The sequence below is a fragment of the Rhodococcus sp. IEGM 1366 genome (genome assembly GCF_033142425.1).
In the GTDB taxonomy this organism is placed as follows: Bacteria; Actinomycetota; Actinomycetes; order Mycobacteriales; family Mycobacteriaceae; genus Rhodococcus_F; species Rhodococcus_F globerula.
Genome location: NZ_JAWLRZ010000004.1, coordinates 578,240 through 601,202 on the forward strand (window position 1 = coordinate 578,240; position 22,963 = coordinate 601,202).

Consider the following 22,963-nt stretch of genomic DNA (forward strand, 5'->3'; position numbering starts at 1 on the left):
GACCCGTCTACTCCGGAACGGTGGTGGGGGACGCCGGATCCGGAGTGGTGGGGTCGAACGGCGGCGGGTTGTCCGGGTCGAAGCTCAACGGCGGAATCGAACACGTCGCTCCCACTTCGGGATACGTTGCGGGATTGAGTCGAAGCGCCGAGATGAACTGATCGATTCGGATGTCGGATGCTTGGTCGAGCTCGAGTTGATGTCCCCACGACTGCAACGAGATCGGGGCGTCGAGCGTTGGATACGGTGACATCAGCATATGGCTGTTTCCGCTGACCTTTTCAGCGAGGAGCTCGACGTCGCCGGCTGAAACAAGGTCAGGGTTGTACGTGATCCAGACCGCACCGTGTTCGAGTGAATGAACGGCATTTTCTGTTCGGATCGCCTGTGGATACACAATTCCGGTGCATTTAGCCCACACCCCGTCGTGCCGCCCGCCGAACGGTGGTGAATGTGTGTATGCCACACGCTCATTGGGCTGGACGTGAAGTGCCGTTGGGTATTCGACATACACAACCCCGTCGATCGCTTCCGACGGATCAGGGTTGTCGGCGCTCGGAACAAACGCATCGGGGAGCGGCGTGCCAGTGACTGCGTGGGTGCAGCCCGCTGCCCCGAGGGCAACGGTGCATACCAGTGCAATGGCAGCACCGCTCATCCGAATTCGTGTATTCACCCCGCGATGATAGCGGTCCCGCGGATTGACCCCGAGTCTACGAACCCGTTGAGCCCAGGGGTCCGGCCGAGCCTGCCGTCAAGGCAAGGGCGGTTGCTCCGCGAAGGATGAGCAGTGGCGGCAGTGGCCCCTGGTAGGCCTCGGATCCGCTGATCAGATCTCCGTCGTTGTTGAATGCAATTGCCTCGCCCTGTGGTTCGTTCGGGAGCGGAACCCGAATCGCTCTGGCGGACAGGGCTTTGACTACGTCACCGTCGGGGGCGGAATACAGGTAGACGTCGGTGTACGTGCGCAGAGCGACCACCGTGCCGTCGGTGCTGACTGCGCCGCCGGTGACGGCCATTGTTCCCGCTCCGTCGACCGGACCGCCGGGAGTTGTGGTCGGCGAGAATTGCAGGTGTCCGACCTTGTTCAGTTGTGTCGGGACAGTGGTGCTCAGGTCATGCACATTCTGATTACCTGCCGGTGCGTAGATATCGCTCGACCCGAGATAGTCCTTCGTCACGATGACGGGCAGCCCGTCATGCGAGATGAGCAAGGTCTCGGCGTCATGTGCGCCGTCGGGATAGGTCAGCACACGTGGTGTGGCAGCTTCCGCGCCCGACGGATCGAATCCGATCAGCGCCACGGACGTACGAACCTTGTTGTTGTCCCCGATGTCGGCAAGCCACAGAGTGCCGTCGGTAGTGGAGTCGAGATCTTCGACATCGTAGGTCTCAGTCCCCACCGGTATCCAGCGAGTGACGTGGCAGCCTGCGTCGAGTTCGGCAATCCGGTCGTCTGCTCCGCTGTCGCCGAGTGCATACATTCCGGTTGACGTTGCCGCCAACCCGGACAGTTCGGTGAGGCCGGTGTCAGTCGGGGTGCACAACGCCTCGAAGGTTGGAGATACCTGCTGCGCAGATGCGGTTCCGAACTGAGTCCCGGTGACGAGGACAGTCACTGTGCCGGCGACCATCGCAGCGTGGCGGGTTGAGGCGCGCATTCGATTCACAGGGAACCCCCAGGCGAGAAGCCAGAGACGAATTAGGATGTATCGCCCAAAACGGTACTGAACGCCCGACCTGTTGGTGTCAAAATGAGTGCATCGACCGGTAGTGAGCCACTATTCGGCAAGATCTTCGGCTAGATCGAATGCGCTGAGAATCGTTCGGAACTTGGTACTGGTTTCACGCAATTCCGTATCGGGATCCGACGACGCGACAATTCCGCCACCGGCATAGGCCTTCGCCGAGAGGCCGTCGGCCGCGATCTCGGCGCATCGGATGGCAACCATCCATTCGCCGTCGCCGGTCCGATCGCACCATCCGATGGCACCTGCGTAAAAGCCACGATCGTCCTCGGTCCCGGTGATGTGATCGCGAGCGGCATCGGTCGGTGTTCCGCAGATCGCCGGAGTGGGGTGCAGTGCAAGCGCGAGCTCCAGTGCCGTTGTGTTCGGGTCGGCCAGTACCCCTTCGATCTTGGTTCCGAGGTGCCAGAGTTGAGGCGTGCGGAGCAGTTCGGGAGTGCTTGGCGCTGAGAATGATCGGCACAGCGGTCCGAGAACCGCGCTGATCGAATCGACGACAAATTTGTGCTCGGACAAATCCTTGGTGGACGCCAGGAGTTCCTGGGCGTGTGCTTCGTCTTGCTTCGAATCAGGGTGTCGTGCAATCGAACCTGCGAGCGGGTGGCAGGTGACGATGTCTCCGCGGCGTTCGATCAGGACTTCCGGCGTTGAACCGACCAAAGCGCGCCCGCGGTATTTCCCGCCGGCGGGGGAGAGGTCTACGCAGAACCCGTTGTGCGAGTGATCGAGCGAGATCAATTTTCTCGTGAGTGCTGTGGGCGAGATCGGCGATTCGGTTGCGATCGCGAGCGTGCGTGCGAGAACAACCTTGTCCAGTTCGCCTGCCTGCAGTCGCGTGATCGCACCGCGAACTCGCCGGGTGTGCTCGAGAGGGCTTGGTTCGCATCCGGCAACTTTCGCGGAAGGAAGATTCACCGCACCGGAGTGATGTAGATCACCCCTCGTTCGGGTGAAACTCAGCGGCGCGGTGAGCGCGCACGGTGTTGAGGGAGCGAAGGGGAGGGCGCCCACAACCGAGTCGATCCGCCCTGTCTTGAGTCCCTCTACAGCGTCGAACGCCGAGTCGAATTCTTCCACCACTCCGGAGGTCTGAACCGAGGTCTGCCTGCGGGAGAGCAGGAAAACTGAATCCGCTCCGTTGTCAGATCGGTTGGTGTGCAACGGGTATTCGGCGACTTCGGCCAGTGCAAACATGGACGCCCTTCCAGATTGTCCGGAACTATTGCTATGTTGAGGCTAGCCTTAGTTGTGCGAGATTTGTGTGTCCAGTTTCAAGTTGGGTACCAACGTACCAATATGGTTAGGCTGGCCTAAAGTCATTCCGTATTCGTACTATACGAGGAGATCGATGAGCAGCACTGTGGACCGGGCCCGGATTGTGCGTGACGTTGCCGAAGTTCTGTCGATGAGGGCAGAACAACTCGGCGACGACACGGATCTGACCGATGAGGGCCTGGACTCGGTGCGGCTCATGATGCTGGTCGAACGGTGGCGCGCCGACGGAGCGGATGCAGATTTTGCCGTGTTGGCGGAAGAGCAGACCGTCAATGCATGGGTTGAGGTTCTCTGCTCGCGGTAAGCGGCCTTGCCTGTAGTAAGCGCGTCGTATTCTCGTGGACGTGAAGACTTTGTTGGTGGTTCACCATTCGCCCTCGCCCGCGACGCATGAATTGCTTGATGCCGTGCTGGCAGGCGCGCATGATCCGGAGATCGAGGGCGTCGAAATTATTGCTGTCCCGGCATTGGCAGCGACCGTGCCCGACGTACTCGGTGCTGACGGATATATTTTCGGAACCACCGCGAACTTCGGCTATATGTCCGGGGCATTGAAGTACTTTTTCGGCACCACCTATTACCAATGCTTGGGTGCGGTGTCCGAGCGTCCATATGGGTTATGGGTGCACGGAAACAATGACACTGCCGGTGCTGTGTCGTCGGTGCGGGCACTGGCAACCGGTCTCGGTTTGGTTCCGGTGGCCGAGCCGCTCGAAGTGATTGTGCCCGTGGACAAAAACGTTCGTCAGCAGTGCTACGAATTGGGCGGAACCGTCGCTGCCACCGTGATGGGCTGACGCATTCCGTTTCGGGTTCGATCCCACATTTTGATACAGCAGCGGTGTTGTCGGAAATGAAGTAGTTGTTCTTTCAATAAGATTCGGTATTTCACCTGCGGTAATTGTCGGAAAGCGTCGACTTGGCGGCGGTTGCGAAAATTGCCCTGAGTGAGTCTTCCACTTTGCCGCATATTTAGTTTAGGCTGCCCAAAATGAGGTTAGGCCACCCTTGCGTGGCACGTCCGCGGCGAAAGGATCAGTGTGAGCGTTTTTCCAGGTTCGAACTCCATCGAGGCAAGCGAGAATTTGCTTGCACTGACAGGAGCTCAGCTCGGAATCTGGAACGCGCAGAGACTTGATCCGGAATCGCGGAGTTATCTCGTCGGCGAGGTGCTCGAGATTGTCGGCGACGACGCGATCGATACCGCACTTCTGGCAGATGCCATCCGGGCGACGATCGGCGAGGCCGAGACCATGCGGCTGCACATGATCGAGACGCCTGACGGACCTCGACAGATCGTTTCCGACGCTCCCGTCGGTGACATCCCGATAGTCGACCTGCGGGCGGAGCGTGACCCGGTTGCGGTTGCGCACGCCCTCGTCGACGCCGAACGAGGCCGGGCGTCGGAGTACTGCCGGGCGATGGTGGAACGCCCGCTGTACACGTACTCGCTGATCAGGCTCACCGATCGCGAAGTCTGGTGCATCCAGCTCTATCACCACCTGATCGTCGACGGATACAGCGCGGCAATGATCTCGCGCCGCGTGGCCGACCATTACACCGCGCTCGCGCGTGGAAGTGACGTAGCACCAACACGATTCGGCTCGATCGAGCAGCTGATTGCCGAGGACGAGGAGTACCGCGGCGGTGAGCAGTTTGCCGAAGACCGCGACTACTGGCGTGACGCCCTTACCCCGTTGCCGCCGTTGGACGGTCGAGGCAGGCAGGTTGCCGGTCCCGCCGAGCGAACCGTTGCGGTCCGCAGTGTGATGTCGGCCGACACCCTGACCAAGCTCAAGGCAGTGGCGGCCACAACGGGTACGACCTGGGCCGAAGGTCTTATTGCCTGCTACGGAGCATTCTTGCATCGCCTGCTGGGTGAGTCGGACGTTGTCATCGCGATGCCGCTGATGGCTCGGGTCGGTCGCACGGCGCTCCGGACTCCCGCGATGGCTGTCAATGTGCTGCCACTGCGCCTGACGGTCCGCAGCGGTGACCGGCTCGGCGACCTCAGCAAGCAGGTCGCGGCGTCGATGAAGAGCATGCGTGCTCATCAGCGTTACCGCGGAGAGAACCTGGCCCGCGATCTCGCGGTGGCCGGCAGCGGTGCGTTGCTTCACGGAATCGGCATCAATCTCAAGGCATTCGACTTCGCATTGGACTTCGCAGGTGCTGTGGGCGTGCTGCGCAACGTTGCAGGCGGTCCGCCGGAAGACCTCGGCTTGACTGTTACACCCATTGCCGACGGTGAGGTGCTCCTCGGGTTCGAGGTGGACGCCCGCACCAACACTCGTGAATCGGTGCAGCGACGCCTCGCGGGATTTGTCAGCATCATCGACGCGATGGTCGGGGAGGACGATCCGGCTGTCGGGCAGGTGGACGTACTCTCCGTCGCCGAGGCCGACCGGATTCTGGTCGACCGTGAGAGCGCGCCGAGCGCCGGCCGGATCGAGCACGTTGCAGATGTGTTCGATCGTGTTGTCGCCCAACAGTTAGAGGCCGCGGTCCTGGTGTGCGGCGACGATTCTCTGACCGGCGGCGAGCTGGGCGCTCGCGTCTACCGACTGGCGCGCGCGTTGCGAGCCCGGAGCGTCGGACCTGACGACATAGTCGGGATCGCAATACCGCGCACAGCCGACATGGTTGTTGCACTGCTCGCGACGCTCCAAGCCGGGGCCGCGTACGTGGCATTGGATCCGGAGCATCCGGTAGAGCGCCTGCGGGCTCTGATCGACGACGCTCAGCCCAAGGTTGTGCTGACCACTGGTGCACTGGCGGAGCAACTTTCGGGGGATTCCCGGCCGGATCCAGTAGTCGTGGAGTCCGAAACGCTCCGCGACGAACTCACGCGTTACTCCGATCTACCTATCTCCGCGAGTGAACTGGCTGCTCCGCGTCACGCGGACCACCTCGCCTACGTTATCTACACATCCGGATCGACGGGGACACCCAAAGGCGTTCTGGTGCGAAGCGGCGGACTCGCCCATTTGCTACACCACCACAGTGCGACGATCTACCGTGACGCTGCGAACCGAGTGGGCCGGCGGCAACTGCACACCGCTCATACAGCCTCGTTTGCCTTCGACGCATCCCTCGACCAGCTGCTGTGGCTGCTGTGTGGACATCGAGTGCATGTGTACGACGAAGAGCTTCAGAAGGACGCCGACGCACTGGTTTCCGCGTTCGCGCGCGATCGGATCGATGTCGTCGACACCACTCCCTCGATGGCTACGGCACTGGTCGACAGTGGATTGTTGACGGGCGCACACCCACTTGCGTTGTTGGTTGTCGGCGGTGAGGCCGCGCCCCCTGCGCTCTGGGATGCGATCATCGATGCGAATGTGCCGGTCCAGAACCTGTACGGACCCACGGAAGCAACCGTCGACGCGATTGCGACTTCCGTCCACGGCGCGGAACCCCGAATTGGCTACCCGCTCGCGGGAACTCGCGCGTATCTCCTCGACAGCGCGTTGAAGCCGGTTGCCGACGGCGAGCGCGGAGAGCTCTATCTGGCCGGTCCTCAGTTGGCCAGGGGATATCTCGGGCGGGAAGCCGCGACGGCTGAACGATTTGTTGCCGACCCCTTCGGTGCTCCCGGCGACCGCATGTACCGGGCCGGCGACCTGGCCCGTTGGGTGCCGGGCCGCGGATACGAATTCATCGGCCGCGGCGACAAGCAGGTCAAGATCCGTGGTCATCGCATCGAACTCAGTGAGGTCGAAGCGATTCTGGGTGCCGTGCCCGGCGTCGGCGCGGCCGCAGCCGTCATTCGCACCGACGGTGGACGCCCCAGTTTGGTGGGTTACGTCGTGGCTGTGGCCGGTGCTACTTTGCCGCCGCAGGACGAACTGCGCCGTGATCTTGCGACGCGAGTGCCGGATCACCTGGTGCCTTCGGTTGTTGTTGTCTTGACTGAACTTCCCGTGACTGTCAACGGAAAACTTGATCGCGCGGCGCTACCCGCTCCGGTTCTGGAATCAGAAGGTCGTGCCGCATCCACACCCCGCGAGCAGATCCTCTGTGCTGTGGTGGCGGAGGTTCTGGGACGGGACCGAGTTGGTGTCGACGAGGACTTCTTCGGTCTCGGTGGTGACAGCATCACCGCCATCAGCGTCAGTAGTCGGCTACGTGTGCGCGGAGTGCTCATTGCTCCGAAAGAGCTTTTGGCGCAGCGCGATTTGGGGACCATCGCAGCGGCGGCCCGCGAGGTCGCCGACGATGACAACCGCGCCGCTGCTGTAGTCGACGTAGCGACCGGCTCAGTGATCGCACCACCGATCGTGCGCGCATTGACCGACAAGAACCCCACCGACGAGTCCATTGCCGGTTACGCACAGTGGACCGCTGTGCGTATCGACGAGATGGTCGCGTTCGACGACATCCGATCAGGGGTCCAGACGATCCTCGATCGCCACGATGCACTGCGACTTCTACTGCGACGGGGAACTGGCGGCGCCGCCACCGAATTGATCGTTCGTGACTCGGGTGCCGTGCGCGCAGAGGGGCTCGTGAGTGAGATCGCGGGAAGTGCTGACACTGAACTGATCCAGCGCACCGCTGAAGAAGCTGCGGCGCAACTCGATCCGCGTGCAGGCAATCTCCTGCGCGTCGTGTTGCTGCGAACCCCAACCGGTCACCCGGATCAGTTGATCGTCATTGCGCACCACTTGATCGTCGACGGCGTTTCCTGGCGGATTCTGATTCCCGATCTGCACGAGGCAACTGATGCTGCGCGCGAACGTCGATCCGCCACGCTCGGCGTCTCAGGTAGTTCGTGGCGTCGGCACGCGGGCGTGCTCGCGGAGTTCGGGGCTTCGGGCACACTGCGATCCGAACTCGACTACTGGAAGACCGCCGCCGGCATCACGGCAACCGGCGGTGGGGGCGCTGCTCCGATCGGCGCTCGTCGACTCGACCCCACGACGGACACCGTGAGTACTGCGGCCCGCACCACAACCGTAGCGTCGGCAGCAGTGACCGAAGCGGTTCTGACCACGCTTCCTGCGGCGTACCGAGCGCGGGTAGACGAGGTATTGCTGGCAGCGTTGATGTTGGCGTTGCGTTCGTGGCAGAACAGTCATGGGCACGAATTGGGTCACACGCAGACGGTGACCGTCGAAGGACACGGTCGTGATCCGCTGACCGACGACACCGACTTCGCCGGAACGGTCGGCTGGTTCACCAGCGAGTTCCCGGTATCGGTGCCCACCGACGCGATTTCGAGCCGCGACGCACTGACCGACGCTCTGAGCGGTGGCGCGGCGGCCGGAGCTCTGCTGCGTAGCGTCAAGGAGGCGAAGCGCGCTGTTCCGGGCGGGGGCGTCGGCTACGGGGTACTTCGCTACCTCGATCCTGTTGCGGCACCGGAATTCTCCGACGTCGTTGAGCCTGAACTTCTGCTCAACTATCTGGGACGCTTCCCGTCGTTGCCGGGAACCGGGTGGAGGCTACCCGAGCATGACGCGTTCTCCGTGATCGAACCGGCATCCAAGGCGATGTCGGAAGTGTTGGCGCTCAATGCTTTTGTTCGCGAAGACGGTGACCCCCAATTGGCTGTCGAGTGGACGGCAGCGGGCCGGGTGCTGGACGCCGCGATCGTCGATGAACTGCACGGACATTGGGACCAAGCTCTAGCGGCGCTCACCGCGCATGCAGCGCTGTGTGCCGGCGGGTTGACCCCCTCCGACTGCTCGGCTCATTGGGTCGATCAGGACGGCATCAATGAACTGGAGTCGGTTCACGGCCCGCTCGCCGATCTTCTTCCGTTGTCCCCGTTGCAGGAAGGGTTGCTGTTCCACGCCGTTCGAGATGGCGTTGCGGACGTCTACACTCTCACTGCTCGTTTTGATCTCACCGGACCGCTGGACGACGCGCGGCTGGCCGAAGCATTCGAGACGGTCATCGACCGGCATCCGAACCTGCGCGCGGCGTTTCACTACGAACAGTTCGATCGGCCGGTGCAGGCAATTCCGCGTTCGGCCAAGGTCGCCTGGCGATCGGTCGATCTGACGGCGGTACCGAAGGCGGCAGCACTGCGTTCGGCGCAGCGCCTGGAGGACGAGGCTGCCGAGCACATCTTCGACGTCGGAATGCCGCCGCTGCTGCGCGCCCTACTGATTCGTCTCCCCGGTGATGTCCATCGGCTGATCCTCAATGCGCATCACCTGCTCACCGACGGCTGGTCCACGCCTATCGTCCTGCGTGAATTGATGAACGTTTACCACGACGGTGACGCCGGTCTGCCGGCGCCGACTCCGTACGGCGACTACCTGGCGTGGATCGCCGACCGTGACGAGGATGCGCAACGGGCAGCGTGGAGCAAGCGTCTGCGTGGGCTGACCACTCCGACGCTCGTTGCTGACGGACAGTCGGAACGAGGCGTGCCGGTGCAGGTTCCGGTACCGCTGTCGGACACGGACGCCTCGGCGCTGATCGAACTCGGACGCACCCACGGGTTGACTGTCAACACCCTGGTCCAAGGGGCCTGGGCTGCAGTCCTTGCCGAGCTGACCGGGCAGTGGGACGTTGTTTTCGGAGCGACAGTCTCCGGTCGTCCCGCCGATCTTTCCGGTGTGGAAGCTATGGTCGGATTGTTCAGCAACACGATTCCAGCGCGGTTCGACATCGCTGCCGACGTGCCGCTTCTCGAGCAGTTTGCCGGTTTGCAGAACGCACAATTCGATATGCAGGAGGTCGAGCACGCCAGCCTGGCGGAGATCGAGCGAATCGCGGGAATCGGGCAACTGTTCGACACACTTCTCGTTTTCGAGAATTTCCCGAATTCCGGAGCCGGCCAGCCCAGCTCGCACGAGCTGCGCGTCAGTAGCTTCACGAACCGTGGTGTCACGCACTACCCGATGACGCTGATGGCACCGCCGAGCCTGTGCCTCGATCTTGTGCTCTACCACGATCCTGTTGCCATTCCCGCAGACACCGCTGCGCGGGTGGTGACGCGATTGGGTGAGATTCTGGGCAGTGTTGTTCATTCGCCGTCGTTGCCCGCGGGGGACCTCCTCGACGTCGTGAAGCGCGTTTCGATGCGTAGACTTTCCCCGGCGCCGATCAAGTCGGATGTGGCAGCGCCTGGCGCCGTAGATCCTGTCGTCGTGGACGCACTGTGCCGTTGCGCTGCAACGGTGTTGGATCTTCCCGTAGTGAACCCGGCCGACAACTTCTTTGCCCTCGGCGGTCATTCGCTGACCGCTATGCGTTTGGTGGGAAGCCTGCGCAAGCTGGGCTTACGCGTATCGGTTTCGGACGTGTTCGATACGCCGACCCCGTTGGGGCTGGCCGGCGTCGCGCGGATTGACGACACGAAGTTCGTTGCGCTCGAGCTGGACTCGACCGTGGCAGCGCCCGTGGATGGTGTCGGGGATCAGAGCGAGGCGCCGCGCGGCGGCGCCGAGCCGGGAAATCCTGACGACGAAAAGTACTGGGTTCAGGTGCTCGGCGGTGTGCCGCTCGACGTGGATCTTCCCTACGATCGAACTCCTTCGCCGGCGTACCGTGCCCACACGTACATTCGGCAGCTGGGCGAAACCGTCGACCGGGATTCGATGCTGCTCGCTGCAGTTGCCGCCGCGCTGAGTACCTTCGGTGCCGGCCGCGACATTGCTGTCGGATTGGTCGACGCCGAAGCGGAGTCGATCATCCGAGCCGATCTGAGCGGTCGTCCGACCTTCACCCAGGTCGTGGACCGGGTCGAGAACGCCATGTCCGGTGCCCGTTTGCATTCCGACGTGAGTTTCGATCGACTCGCGAACCTCCTGGATCGTTCTCGGGCGAGTCTGGGTGCCGCTCGCGTGGGGCATGCCGACGCAGTTGTCGATCTCGAGTTTGTGCGCGTTGGTTCCGAGATTCACCTGACCGTCAATGCCGAGGTGTACGACGGATCGACCGCGGACGCCCTCCTCGACACCGTGATCTCGGTACTCGAGCGCGGCGCCCGGCACGGGGACCTTCCCGTTCCCGAATTGCTGCCGACAGTGGCTCATCCGCATAACGACCCACCGCGGCGAGTTGACGCTCCGGCGGGAATATCGATCCTGTTCGAGCGGAATGTCGTCGCAGCACCCGACGTCATCGCGCTGATCTCCGGCGAGTCGACGCTCACCTACCTCCAATTATCGCGCCGGGTGGACGAATTGGCGCGCGAACTTGTTGCCGCCGGTGCCGGGCCGGAGCAGGTTGTTGCCGTTGCCCTTGACCGATCCGTGGACCTGGTCGCAGCACTGCTGGCTGTTCTGCGCGTCGGCGCGGTGTACCTGCCACTCGATGTCGATTATCCGGCCGAGCGGCTCGAATTCATGATCGAGGACGCGGCACCTGTTTGTGTTCTGACGAGTTCCGATGTGGCAGGGCAACTTCCTTCGACTGCGCCGGCGGTGGTGCTCGTGGACGCAGCACAGACGAGTTCGGATGTTGTTCTTGCAGAACCGCGACCGGCCGGTGAGCACCTTGCCTACGTCATCCACACCTCGGGTTCGACGGGTCGACCCAAGGGAGTGATGGTCAGCACTGCCAATCTCGCGGCGTTCGCCGAGACTGTGATCGGCGATCAGTGGATCAGGCCAGGCGATCGCATTGTTGCGGTGACGACGGTGTCGTTCGATATCGCCGCGCTGGAATTGTTGTGTCCGCTGGCTGCCGGTGCCACCGTTGTGCTCGCCGATCGGGGGACGGTCCGTGATCCGGATGCCCTGCTCGAGTTGATCACGCAAAGCCGTGCCACCGTCATGCAGGCAACTCCGTCGCTGTGGCGAGTTGTCATGGAACACGAGAATGCGCATCGCCTTCTCCAGGTTCGAGCGTTGGTGGGTGGAGAAGCACTGCCGCAAGACCTGGCCGATGACCTGGTGACATTCTGCCCGTCGGTGCGCAACGTGTACGGACCCACGGAAGCGACAGTGTGGGCGACATCGGCGGTACTCGATCGCGATGATCGGGTCACGATCGGGCGGCCATGGACCGACGTCCACGCACGGGTACTCGACGACGATCTGCGGAACGTTCCGGAAGGTGTTGCAGGCGAGCTGTACCTGGGCGGTTCGCAGGTGGTACGCGGATACTTGAACCGACCCGATCTGACGGTCACCAGGTTTGTAGCGGATCCGAGTGTGCCGGGCGCCCGCCTGTACCGCACGGGTGATCTGGTTCGACGCAGGAACGGTGTGTTGCATTTCTTGCGACGCGCGGACGATCAGGTGAAGGTCCGCGGGTTCCGTATCGAACTCGGTGAGGTCGAGGGCGCGCTCTGCGCGGTGAGCGGTGTATCTCGTGCGGCGGCCACCGTCCGAGTAGATGCGGCAGGCATCGGTACTCTGCACGGATACGTGGTGGCTGAAGTCGGTACCGGCCTCGATTCGGCTTTGGTTCGCAAGGAAGTTGCGCTGCTGCTTCCCGAACACATGGTGCCGCAGACACTGACGGTGCTGGATGCGCTTCCGTTGACGCTCAACGGAAAAGTCGACCGCAAGGCGCTTCCCGAAACGGCGCCGGATCGGTTGCGGAACCCCTTGGTGACCGTCGACTCCGATCGGCGGATACGTCTCGACATTCTCAGTCCGGGTTGGCGGGATGTGTTGCCTCTCGGTCCGTTGCAGGAAGGCATGTACTTCCAATCGGTACTCGACGGTGCCGGCGGCACTGACGTCTACCACATGCAGCCGAAATTCACGTTCTCGGCGGAGGCCGATGTGGACATTTCTGCGCTGCGTGCGGCGGGTGATGCACTTCTGCGCCGCTACCCGAACCTGCGTGCCGGCTTCACTCACGCCGGGTTCGACGCTCCGGTTCAGTTTGTTCCGCTGGCAGCCCGCATGCCTTTCCGGGAAGTTGACCTGAGCACTACTCCGGTCGGCGAGATCGAGGGTGCAGTACAGGCACTCGACGAAGAAGAGTTCGCCACCGTCTTCGATCTGAGCGCTCCACCGCTGATCCGAATGGTTCTGGCGTGGTTGCCGGGCGGCGGCGCGCATCTCGTATTCACCCAGCATCACTTGCTGACCGACGGTTGGTCGCAGACGCTGATGTACGCGGAACTGTTTGCGCTGTACGAATATGCTCGTTCGAACGGCACAGATCCGGTCCACCTCGACTCGGCGTTGGAAACCCCGGCGGATTTCCGTGATCACCTGCGCTGGATCGCCGAGGCAGATCGCCCGGAAGCTCTTTCGTCGTGGAAGAACTATCTGGCAGACCTCGAACAGCCGACGCTTGTCGGTGGCACCGGTTCCGGCGGTAGTGCGCCTCTTCCGGTGTTCACGCGAGTTGTGTTGGAACAGAGCATCAGTAGTGACGTACGGGACCTTGCGCGCAGGACCGGTGTGACCCTGTCTACGGTTGTCTCCGCGGCCTGGGGACTGGCTCTGCGAGCAGTGACCGGTCGTGACGACGTGGTCTTCGGTTCGACGGTGTCCGGACGTACGCCTGAGGTGGACGGCGCGGACCGCATGGTGGGTCTGGCGCTCAACACCATTCCGGTGCGCATGAATGTTCGCCCCGGGGAGCGGATCTCCGACCTCCTCGGACGGTTGTTCCGCGAGCAGGGTTCACTCCTCGAACATCACCATGTGGGTCTCGGCGACGTTCAGCGCGCGGCCGGATTTGCCGCACTGTTCGACACGCTCTACGTTTTCCGTAATACCCCTCGCGACGAACAGGCACGCCAGGACACGTTCGGGCGCAGTGGAATCGTCGGATTCGACGCGGTGGACGGCACCCACTACGCGCTCACACTCGATGTTGATCCCGGTGTGGGTGACGCGTCGATGGCGCTTGTTCTCGAGAACCGGCCGGATCTGGTTCCGGGCGATGTGGCGCACGACGTTCTGGCTCGTACCGAAGCCCTCCTCGAACTGATGGCGCGTTCCGAGGCGGCGACAGTGGCCGACACGGCGGTTCCGCGCGCACAGACGCCCACCGAGTTCGTGTCGCAGCACGTCACGATGCCCCTTCCCGGAGAGCCGGGCGGCAGCGTCGACGCGTTGCTGCGAGAACGAGCGTTGGCGACACCGGACGACACCGCACTCGTATTCGGCGATGTCACGTTGAGCGCTGCGCAGATGAATACGCGAGTTGATCGGTTGGCGCGAATACTTGCGTCGTCCGGCGCTGGGCCGTCCGGCGTTGTTGCGCTTGCACTTCCGCGGACAGCGGATCACGTGGTGGCGATCTTTGCCGTCATGCGAGCCGGAGCTGCCTACCTTCCGTTGGATCTGGCGCATCCCGCCGCCAGGCTGCGGGAGTTGATCGAAGACAGCAATGCGGCCGTGGTGATCACCACCGCCGATCAACACGATCTCGTCGCTGCCGAGGGTCGGACAAGCATTGTCATCGACCTGCCGAACATCGTTGACATTCTTGACGGCCGCGCCGAGACACCCACTGTTGCCGACGCAGCGGTAGGCGGTCCGACATCGGCGGATCAGCCTGCCTACGTGATCTACACGTCGGGCAGCACGGGCAAACCAAAGGGCGTCGTGGTGGGCCACCGCGGCCTGACCACGATGTACCACAACCACAAGGCCGAAATCTTCACGCCGACCGAAAACAGCGCTGCCGGGCGACGATTGCGTATCGCGCACACGGTGTCCTTCTCCTTCGACATGTCGTGGGAAGAACTGTTCTGGCTCCTCGCCGGTCATGAGGTTCATGTGATCGACGAGCAGGCGCGGCTGGATCCGGTGTCGTTGGTCAAGCACTACCAGTCCGTCGGCATCGATGTGGTGAACGTGACGCCCTCGTATGCACGGGAATTGACGGCGGCCGGACTTCTCGACGGTGATCACACTCCGGCGCTGGTCATGCTCGGCGGCGAAGCGGTTCCCGCGGAATTGTGGTCGCGGTTGCGTGATCAGGACGGCGTCGACGGCTACGACCTATACGGCCCCACCGAGTTCACGATCAATGCGATGGGCTCGCCAGTTCGGGCAAGTGACACCCCGTGCTTGGGGCGGCCGATCCTCAATGCGTCGGCGCGGGTGCTTGATTCAGGCCTGCGCGAAGTCCCGGTAGGGGCGGCAGGGGAGTTGTACATGTCCGGTGACGGAACAGCGATGGGCTACCTCGATCGGACCGCTCTGACGTCGTCGGTATTTGTCGCCGACCCTTTCAGCGTCGGCGGGCGCATGTACCGGACCGGTGACGTGGTGCGTCGACGGCGCGACGGCGAACTCGAATACCTCGGACGCGCAGACCATCAGGTGAAGATCCGAGGAATCCGGATCGAGCTGGGAGAAGTGGAATCTGCACTGGCAGCGTGCCCCGGAGTGCTTCGCGCCGCGGCGACCGTTCGGCGTGACAACGGTTCGGCGCCACGGCTGATCGGCTACGTGGTTCCCGAAACGGGTTGTGCACCGGGAGACCTCAGGGCGGTCATGTGGGAACGTGTACCGGCGCATTTGGTTCCGTCGGATATCGTCACCGTCGCTTCGATTCCGCTGACACCCAACGGAAAGCTGGATCGAGCGGCCTTGCCCGCGCCGCCGACCCGGGCAGCGGCACGCGCGCCTCGCACCGAGACCGAAAAGCAACTGTGCCAGGTCTTCGCGCATGTTCTCGGTGTCGACACCGTCGATCCGGAAGAGAGCTTCTTCGACCTCGGTGGAGACTCGTTGCGTGCCATGCGATTAGTGGGTGAAGTAGAACACGAACTCGGCGTCGGAGTGGGCGTGGGAACGTTGATGGCTCGCCCGAGCGTTGCCGAGCTTGCTGCTCATATCGCAAGCCCCCTTGACGTGGACCTCAGCCGTGATCACCTGGTGTCGCTACGGTCGGAAGGCGCCGCCGAACCGTTGTTCTGTGTTCACCCGGCGGGCGGATTCGCGTGGCCTTTCGCACCGCTGACCGGGGTGCTCGAGGCTGATCGTCCGGTGTTGGGCCTGCAGTTGCCGACGCTCGCGGGCGACACCCTCGAAGCTACGAACGTGGATCAACTGGCATCGATGTACGTCGAGACGATTCGCGGCGTGCAACCGGACGGTCCCTATCACCTTCTCGGATACTCGTTCGGTGGCAACGTCGTTCACGCGATGGCTGCGCAGTTGGCGGAGGCGGGACACGCGGTAGGGTTCACCGGTCTGATCGACACCCACCCGCTCGGAACCCGGTCCGCTGAGAACCGGGAAGACCGCAGCACCGAACAGGACTTGGCAGCGGCACTCCCGCCGGAACTCCTTGCGCAGGCACCCGCCCTGGTCGAGTTGGTGCGAACCGGATTTGATGCCACTCGTTCACTGGCGTCGGGATCGGTGGACCCGAATTACGCCGGGTCGGTTACTCTGATCACCGCTGACACGGGTGTGTCCGGGGAAGTGCTAGCCGATCGCTGGCGCACAATCCGGGGGGATCAGGAACTTTCAGTCCACCACCTACCGTTCGACCACGCCGGATTGGTGACCCCAGCCGGTTGGGCGGCAATTGCGCCACTGCTCGACAGTCATCTGTCGCAGCCCACAAACCACACAGTTGGAAACACAATGGGAGTTGAATGATGAAGTCCACACCGCCCCTCGCGATTCGAAGTTGGCGACGATTCGTCGCGATTGCGGGTCTGTTGATCGTTGCACTCGTTGCGATGATCGGTTGCAGCAGCGCGTCCTCGGACGAGCCTGCAAAGGCAGACGAACCTACGACGCGTGTGATCGAAACCGAGAAGGGTTCTGTCACCGTACCGGCGTCGGCAGAACGGATCGTGGTGCTCAGCGGTGGCCTCGCCGGTTACCTCTATGCACTCGACGCACCCGTAGTCGCAACCGACACACGCGTTTTGGGTGTGACGAACCTCGACGGCGGCTTCCCGCCGGCGTGGGCAGCGGATGCAAAGGCCCAGGGCACCAAGGAACTGCCCGCCGGTGAGCAGCTCAACATCGAAGCCGTCGCCGCAGCTGCGCCCGACCTGATCATCGGTGGCGGACAGGGTGTCACCTCGGTGCAGGCTGAGGAGCTCTACGACCAGCTCACAGCAATTGCGCCGACCGTCCTCGTGCCGCGCACCGTTGCCGCATGGGACAAGCAGCTCGAGATCGTCGCCGACGCAGCCGGACGCTCCGACCAGGTTCCGGCTCTGATGGATGCATACGACGCCAAGGTCAAAGAGGTAAAGGGCAAGATCACCGTTCCCGAGGGCAACGTCGTCTACATCCTCTCGCTCGCGAACAACAAGCCGTACCTCGTGCCGCCGACTGCCGCTCTGCCCGCAATGCTTGCAGAACTCGGATTCAAGGCCGACGACGTCATGACCAAGGCCGGAAACCCGCAGCTCTTCGGCTCGGGTGACTCGTTCGAGGTCAGCCCGGAAATGCTCTCGCAGGTTGCCGACGCCCCTGTCGCATTTGTCATTCCGGTATCCGGACGCCCGATGGCAGAACTTGCCACCGATCCGCTGTACTCGCAGCTTCCTTCCTTCAAAGCCGGAACGACGTTCGAGCTTCCCGCCACCAGCTACCGTCCTGACTACGACGGCGCAATGGCGACCCTCGACCTGATCGGTCAGACCTTCGCATGACCCGACTCGGTGGGCTGGTCATCGATGTATCACCATTGCGGACCAGCCGTCCCTTCCGGTACGCGTTCTCCGCGCGAATGATCTCGCTGCTCGGGATCGGACTACTTGTCGTAGCCGTTCCCGCGCAGACGTACCAGCTCACCAAGTCGACCTTGCAGGTTGCCGGAGTGTCCACGGCGATGGCCGTCGCCATGTTCGTCGGCAGCCTGTTCGGTGGGGTGCTTGCGGATCGATACGATCGGCGACGCACTATCCAACTTGCCCGCAGCGCTGCGGGTCTCGGATTTGTGATCCTCGGGTGCAACGCTCTGCTTCCGCATCCGTCCATGTGGGTCATCTATGTCGCAGCGGCGATCGACGGCTTGGCCGGCGGCGTCAGTAGCTCGGCCCTGATGGCTTTGATGCCGGCGCTGCTGCCCCGCGAGAAGATGGCGGCAGCCGGCGCACTGGTGGCGTTGACCACCGATGTCGGGACGATGATCTCACCGGCGATTGCCGGAGTGATCATCGCCTCCGGCGGTATTCCTGTGACGTACTTCGTGGCCGCCGCGGCCACGGCGGGCACGGTTACTCTCTTCCAAGCTGTCGGACCGGCGCCGGCGCCCGGCACCAACCACGAAAGCCCCGTCCGCGCCCTCGTGACCGGAGTGAAGTTCGCGGGTACCCATACCGTGATCCGCGGAATCCTGATCAGCGGATTACTGGTCATGTTTGTCAGTGGTCCGATGGTCCTGCTTCCGGCCTTTGTCGACGACGTACTCGGCGGTGGCCCAACGATGCTGGGTCTGCTGTACGCGGCACCGGCAGTTGGCGCGGTGATCGGTTCGCTGACCAGCGGATGGACTGGGCGCGTTCACCGCAACGGCGCGGCTATGTTGATATCGGTCGCGCTCATGCCGCTCGGTTTGGTGATTCTCGGGGCTTCGGGGGCTGTATTCCTCGCCTTCCTCGGCCTTGCCGGATTCGGACTCGGACGAGCCCTCAACGACATCTTGCGATTCGCCGTCCTGCAACAGAACACGCCGGACGAATTGCGTGGACGAGTGTCGAGTCTGTGGATGGTGCAGGCCGTCACAGGTACGGCGATCGGGTCCATGGCAGCGGGATTCCTCGGCCAGTGGCTCGAACCGGGAACTGCACTGCTGGCCCTGGGTATTGCAGGCCTGACGTTGGGACTGATACTCCTCGCAACACTGGGTTCGGTGCGGCGGGTAACTTCAGAGGTAATCGTGCTCGATCGCCCAGACTCTCACCCAGAAAATGCGGTGCCCGTGGCCACTGCTGCGCGGGAAAAGGAAGGTAGTTCATGAATCGAGAATTCCATCTCGCGACCATTGCCGACGTGCTGGCGGGAACCAGCGGCGCAAAAGTGCCGTACCCCATCGGCATTCGTGAACTCGAAGTTGTTCGTAGCACCATGGTCGGATCAGGGTTGTTGCGGTTGACGTTGGGTGGACCCGAACTCGAGGGGTTCGAGTCGCACGCTCCGGATGAACATGTGCGGCTGGTCTACCCGAATGAGGACGGAACACTTCGCCTGCCCGAGCGTGATGGGACAATGCTGAAATGGCCGAGACCGCTTCCGATCTCGCGTGAATACACCGTCCGTCGGTACGACCCGGATCTGGCGGAATTGGACATCGACTTCGCCCTGCACGAAGGTGGCTTCGCCTCCGATTGGGCCCAGGCCGTGACGCCGGGTACCCGGATCCATGTGGCAGGTCCGCCCGGTGGCGTCATCGTGCCGTGGACGTACGACAGGTACCTCCTCGCCGGCGACATCACGGCGCTGCCCGCGATCGCCCGGTGGCTCGAGATGCTGCCGGAAGCTGCATCCGGGTGGGCGTTCATCGAAATTACCGACGCTTCACAGGAAATCGAGTTGACGGTCCCGGAGGGTGTCGAGGTCCGGTGGCTGCACCGCGGTGACGTTCCGGCCGGACATTCCGATCTGCTCGAGCAGGCAGTGCGAACTGTCACCGTTGCTGAAGATGAGCGTATCTACGCCTGGATCTCCGGGGAAGCCACGAGCCTCAAGCCGCTTCGCAGGTTCGTTCGCGACAACTTGAAGTTGGACAAAGGCGACTACCTGATAACGGGTTACTGGAAGCGTGGCGTCGCAGATTTCGACGAGGACGACGAAGACTGAACCAGAAAGGCGTCCCCGCGGGGACGCCTTTCTCGGGTTTTCAGAAGAACGTGTGGACTGACCCTACGACGCGATAACGTGCATCTACCTCGGGAATCAGTGACCACTTGTCGAAAGTTGTGCACGGGTGCGAGATTCCGCAGCCCAGGAGATCACCGACACGCACGTCGAAATTTCCCGGCAGATCGACGTAAGCGTGCTGATCGTTGAGTGCAGAGATGGACAGTTCCCGAGCCGACTGATTGGAGCCGTCTCGGCGTCGCCACAGTACTGTGGGAAAGCCTGCGTCGGAACCCACGTCGCGACGACCGAAGCCGAGGATCGCCCGGCCCGGCTCAGGTAGGGAGAGCACAACGCCCCAGACCTCGGCAGCTGCCCGCAAAGTCCGCGGACCATCGGCCCATGGCGAGGTATCGGCGTAGAGGCCGTGATCGTGAGTGATGTAGCAACCACTGCGCAGTACGACGCGCACACCGTTACCTGTTGCCCAACGGCCGGCCAACTCGCGGACTACCAGATCGTGGAATGCGCTGCCGCCGAAGGTGACCAGGGGGAGCGGGGCTTGTGTCGAGTTGTTCTCGAACAGGTTCTCCGCCACGCAGATTTCTGTGAATACTCGCGCGGATCTGAGATACGAATCGACAGAGATTCGGCGGGCAGCCACTGACGCGCCCGGCATCATGCCCTCGAACCCCTCGACTCCGGTGAGGACGAGTGACTGGGTCTGTGACGCTGCGCGGGCGACGTCGAGTGCCTGGTCGAGTGTGCGTGCCCCGGCGCGACCGTTGTCGTAGCCGAGTTCGACGAGTACTCGGATTCTGCTGCTCGGTGAGACTTTCGCGATCAAGCTCTCCATGAGCTGGACGCTCTCGATCGAGTCGACCAGGGTAGCGACGAAGAACCCGGGATCTGTTTGCTGCACATCACAGATCCATCGAATGCCCGCCGGGTCGAGTACTTGGCTCGCGATGATGATGGTGTCCACGCCGAACTCGCGGAGAATGCGGGCCTGCGCGACCGTCGCCGCGGTCATTCCCCACGCTCCGGCGTCGAGTTGTCGATGAACCAATTCCGGACTCATCGTGGTCTTGGCATGAGGTGCCAGGTCGACATCGTGGTCGGCGCAGAACTTTGCCATGAGGTCGACATTGTGTGAGATCGCCTCCCGATTGAGTGTCATCAGCGGGAGTGGGAGGTCGCCGTCGAGAGCGGAGATCCCCAACGCTTCGAGGTCGGAACTGCGCAGACCGTTGAGGTCGGTTCCGAAGGCTTTGTGCTGCCAGCCGATCGGTGGGTTCGTGTGGTCGGTCATGCCGTCGTTTGTGCCTTTGGCTGGTAGTGACGTATTCATGAGTGAAAGACTTTCTGTCAGTGCCTTTTCGGTCACGATCGGTGAATTGGTCGACCCGGCAGCGCATCCTCGACGAGGAGGCCTCCACGACCCCACGGGCGGCCATGAGCACTCGATCTCCCGGAGCGCAGGCGTGGACCGGTGGTAGAGCCGTACGCAGTGGGTGATGATCTCCTTCGGGAACCGGTATCTCTTGTACTTCAAATACCATCGCATCATCGCAGATGAGACATTTTCAACAACCTGACAGTGGCGTGTGAAGCCCTGCTGCCCTGAAAGTGGCTGAACCCCAAATAACTTGACAATGCCCTTCTGTGTCTTCCTCGGGGCGCGGTGCAACACGTAAATAACCTCTTCGAAACGGGCGAGGTAGAATGTGTGAAGCGCGTCATCGGAAGTACGAACCCGTATTTCGCGGCAATGCGTGATCTTCCGGGCAACGTGCGGGACGGACGATCTCAGATGCCAGATCGGGCGAGTCCAGCAAGGGTTCGATCCAGATGACGGGAAGCCGATGGAGGGCGTCGGGGCCGGTATCAATACGGATATATACCGTATTCTCACCGACTTGGTCTGTGTGCGATCGCAAACGCTCAACCCGCCTCGCTCGGTGTGCCTCACGGACCAGATGCCTATGTGCCGGTACATCCATTTGCTCACGCTGTCAGACCACGCACGCGTAGTGATCTACGAAAAGCGAAGGAGTGGAGGCAGTTTCAACCGTCGATAACACCCTGCATGAAACCCGCAGTCTGCTGCTGGCGAGCAACTTTCCCTTCTAATCCGTAACCATTGGGGGTCGAGCGAATTCGGTATCATGCATCCGAATGGCTCGGAGCCGCTCGCTTCGGGGCTCCGATCCGCAACGACGCGGACACCGTCTGGATGTTAGAACGCCAACTCGCGCTCATGTACCGCGCGCGCTTCGATGTACCCGCCACGCCAACGACGCACTCGACAACCTCTACGAAGAAGGTCCCGTGCCTATCGCGGGAAGTCTCCGAACGAACGAGTCACGGCTGCGAATTCCGGATCGCGCCGCCCAATGGATTACGAAAGTCGATGTTGTGCAATCGGACTGCTCAGTTTCTGAGCATGCCTCGTCGGCACGCGAAGATCAACCCGGGTGAGATTCACTATTGCGAAATGTTCTTCCCGTTCCAGTCGGTGAGTGTCCAACCTGTCTCGGGAGTGCCCGTGATGACGATGTACCCGGTGTTCGGGAGACGGTCGGTTGTCACCAACGTGAGATCGGGATTTCTTACGTTCATGAGAACCCAGGTCGGGATCGATGCGCCGTGGGAAAAGACGATCGGGTGGGTGTCGCCGCTGGCGTAGATTTTCTCAACAGCACTGTCGAAACGTTGGTCGAACTCGTCGCCGTCTATCCCTCCGGGTATCCGCGCGTCACGGTTTCCCTTCAACCAGTCAGAGGTGGCAGCGTAGGCGACTCTTCCTTCCTCTTCTGGCTTTCCGTCAAATTCGCCGGCTTCGATTTCTTGCAGACCTGGCAGCACCTCGACTGTCGCGTCCACCGCTTTCGCCATGGGGTCTGCAGTCTGCTGCGTTCGAATCATCGTAGAGGCGTAGACCCCGTCGTAGTCGAGCTTGCTGAAGGTGTCCGCCGCGACTTGAGCCTGGTTTCGGCCCTTTTCAGTGAGCTCTGGCCCCGGCACTGAGGTGTCGATGACTCCGGAAACATTGCCGGCGGACTCGGCGTGTCGCATGAAGGTAATTGCGATCGGCTCCCGCGCGTTCACGGCTTCGCTCGAACCCGTGCCGAATGAGCCTCCGGAGGCAAATAGCGCAACGGCAACTACCGCGTTGGTAAAACTCGGGGGGACGAGGGACACGAGAACCTTCTTTCGTGGGAAGCAACAATTGCGCCAGATTACAATCATCTAACTAAGTTAACTGAATATACCTATAATCAT

General features: G+C 62.3%; 11 protein-coding genes. 6 read left to right on the forward strand and 5 right to left on the reverse strand.

What is annotated here, in order from left to right:
- Positions 1-7: 7 nt before the first annotated feature.
- From R4P64_RS15410 to R4P64_RS15420, 3 genes are all read right to left on the reverse strand, one after another.
- Entirely contained in the window at positions 8-676 is a 669-nt protein-coding gene (locus R4P64_RS15410; RefSeq protein ID WP_317821557.1) for a DUF3105 domain-containing protein, read from the reverse strand.
- A gap of 37 nt (positions 677-713) precedes the next feature.
- Positions 714-1,661, reverse strand: coding sequence for a hypothetical protein (locus tag R4P64_RS15415; RefSeq protein ID WP_317821558.1), 948 nt, complete (start codon positions 1,659-1,661; stop codon positions 714-716).
- Between the two features lie 120 nt (positions 1,662-1,781).
- Entirely contained in the window at positions 1,782-2,942 is a 1,161-nt protein-coding gene (locus R4P64_RS15420; protein WP_051730551.1) for an isochorismate synthase MenF, read from the reverse strand.
- 154 nt (positions 2,943-3,096) lie between these two features.
- On the opposite strand from R4P64_RS15420, the gene R4P64_RS15425 reads away from it, so the two are divergent.
- The 6 genes from R4P64_RS15425 (at position 3,097) to R4P64_RS15450 (ending at position 19,678) form a co-directional block, all read left to right on the forward strand.
- The gene (locus tag R4P64_RS15425; protein WP_317821559.1) at positions 3,097-3,327 is read left to right on the forward strand and encodes a phosphopantetheine-binding protein; all 231 of its coding nucleotides are present in this window, start codon (positions 3,097-3,099) and stop codon (positions 3,325-3,327) included.
- A 40-nt stretch (positions 3,328-3,367) separates the two neighbouring features.
- On the forward strand, positions 3,368-3,820 hold the full coding sequence (locus R4P64_RS15430; RefSeq protein ID WP_317821561.1) for a flavodoxin: 453 nt from the start codon (positions 3,368-3,370) through the stop codon (positions 3,818-3,820).
- 243 nt (positions 3,821-4,063) lie between these two features.
- Positions 4,064-16,516, forward strand: coding sequence for a non-ribosomal peptide synthetase (locus R4P64_RS15435; RefSeq protein ID WP_317821562.1), 12,453 nt, complete (start codon positions 4,064-4,066; stop codon positions 16,514-16,516).
- Positions 16,516-17,529: a Fe2+-enterobactin ABC transporter substrate-binding protein gene (locus R4P64_RS15440; protein WP_033235010.1), complete on the forward strand. Its 1,014-nt coding sequence runs from the start codon at positions 16,516-16,518 to the stop codon at positions 17,527-17,529. Before R4P64_RS15435 ends, R4P64_RS15440 begins: the two co-directional genes overlap by 1 nt.
- Positions 17,526-18,839 (forward strand): enterobactin transporter EntS, encoded by a 1,314-nt coding sequence (gene entS / locus R4P64_RS15445; RefSeq protein ID WP_095886037.1) that lies wholly within the window; start codon positions 17,526-17,528, stop codon positions 18,837-18,839. The genes R4P64_RS15440 and entS overlap by 4 nt, the downstream gene beginning before the upstream one ends.
- Positions 18,836-19,678, forward strand: a complete 843-nt coding sequence (locus R4P64_RS15450) for a siderophore-interacting protein (protein WP_317821566.1) — start codon at positions 18,836-18,838, stop codon at positions 19,676-19,678. Before entS ends, R4P64_RS15450 begins: the two co-directional genes overlap by 4 nt.
- 40 nt (positions 19,679-19,718) lie before the next feature.
- Here R4P64_RS15450 and R4P64_RS15455 read toward each other — a convergent pair whose 3' ends face one another.
- Together R4P64_RS15455 and R4P64_RS15460 are read right to left on the reverse strand one after the other, a co-directional pair.
- Complete coding sequence (locus tag R4P64_RS15455) at positions 19,719-20,990, reverse strand: alanine racemase (protein ID WP_317821568.1); 1,272 nt, start codon at positions 20,988-20,990, stop codon at positions 19,719-19,721.
- Positions 20,991-22,165: 1,175 nt separating this feature from the next.
- Positions 22,166-22,930 (reverse strand): histidine phosphatase family protein, encoded by a 765-nt coding sequence (locus tag R4P64_RS15460; protein WP_411742673.1) that lies wholly within the window; start codon positions 22,928-22,930, stop codon positions 22,166-22,168.
- Between the last annotated feature and the right edge of the window lie 33 nt (positions 22,931-22,963).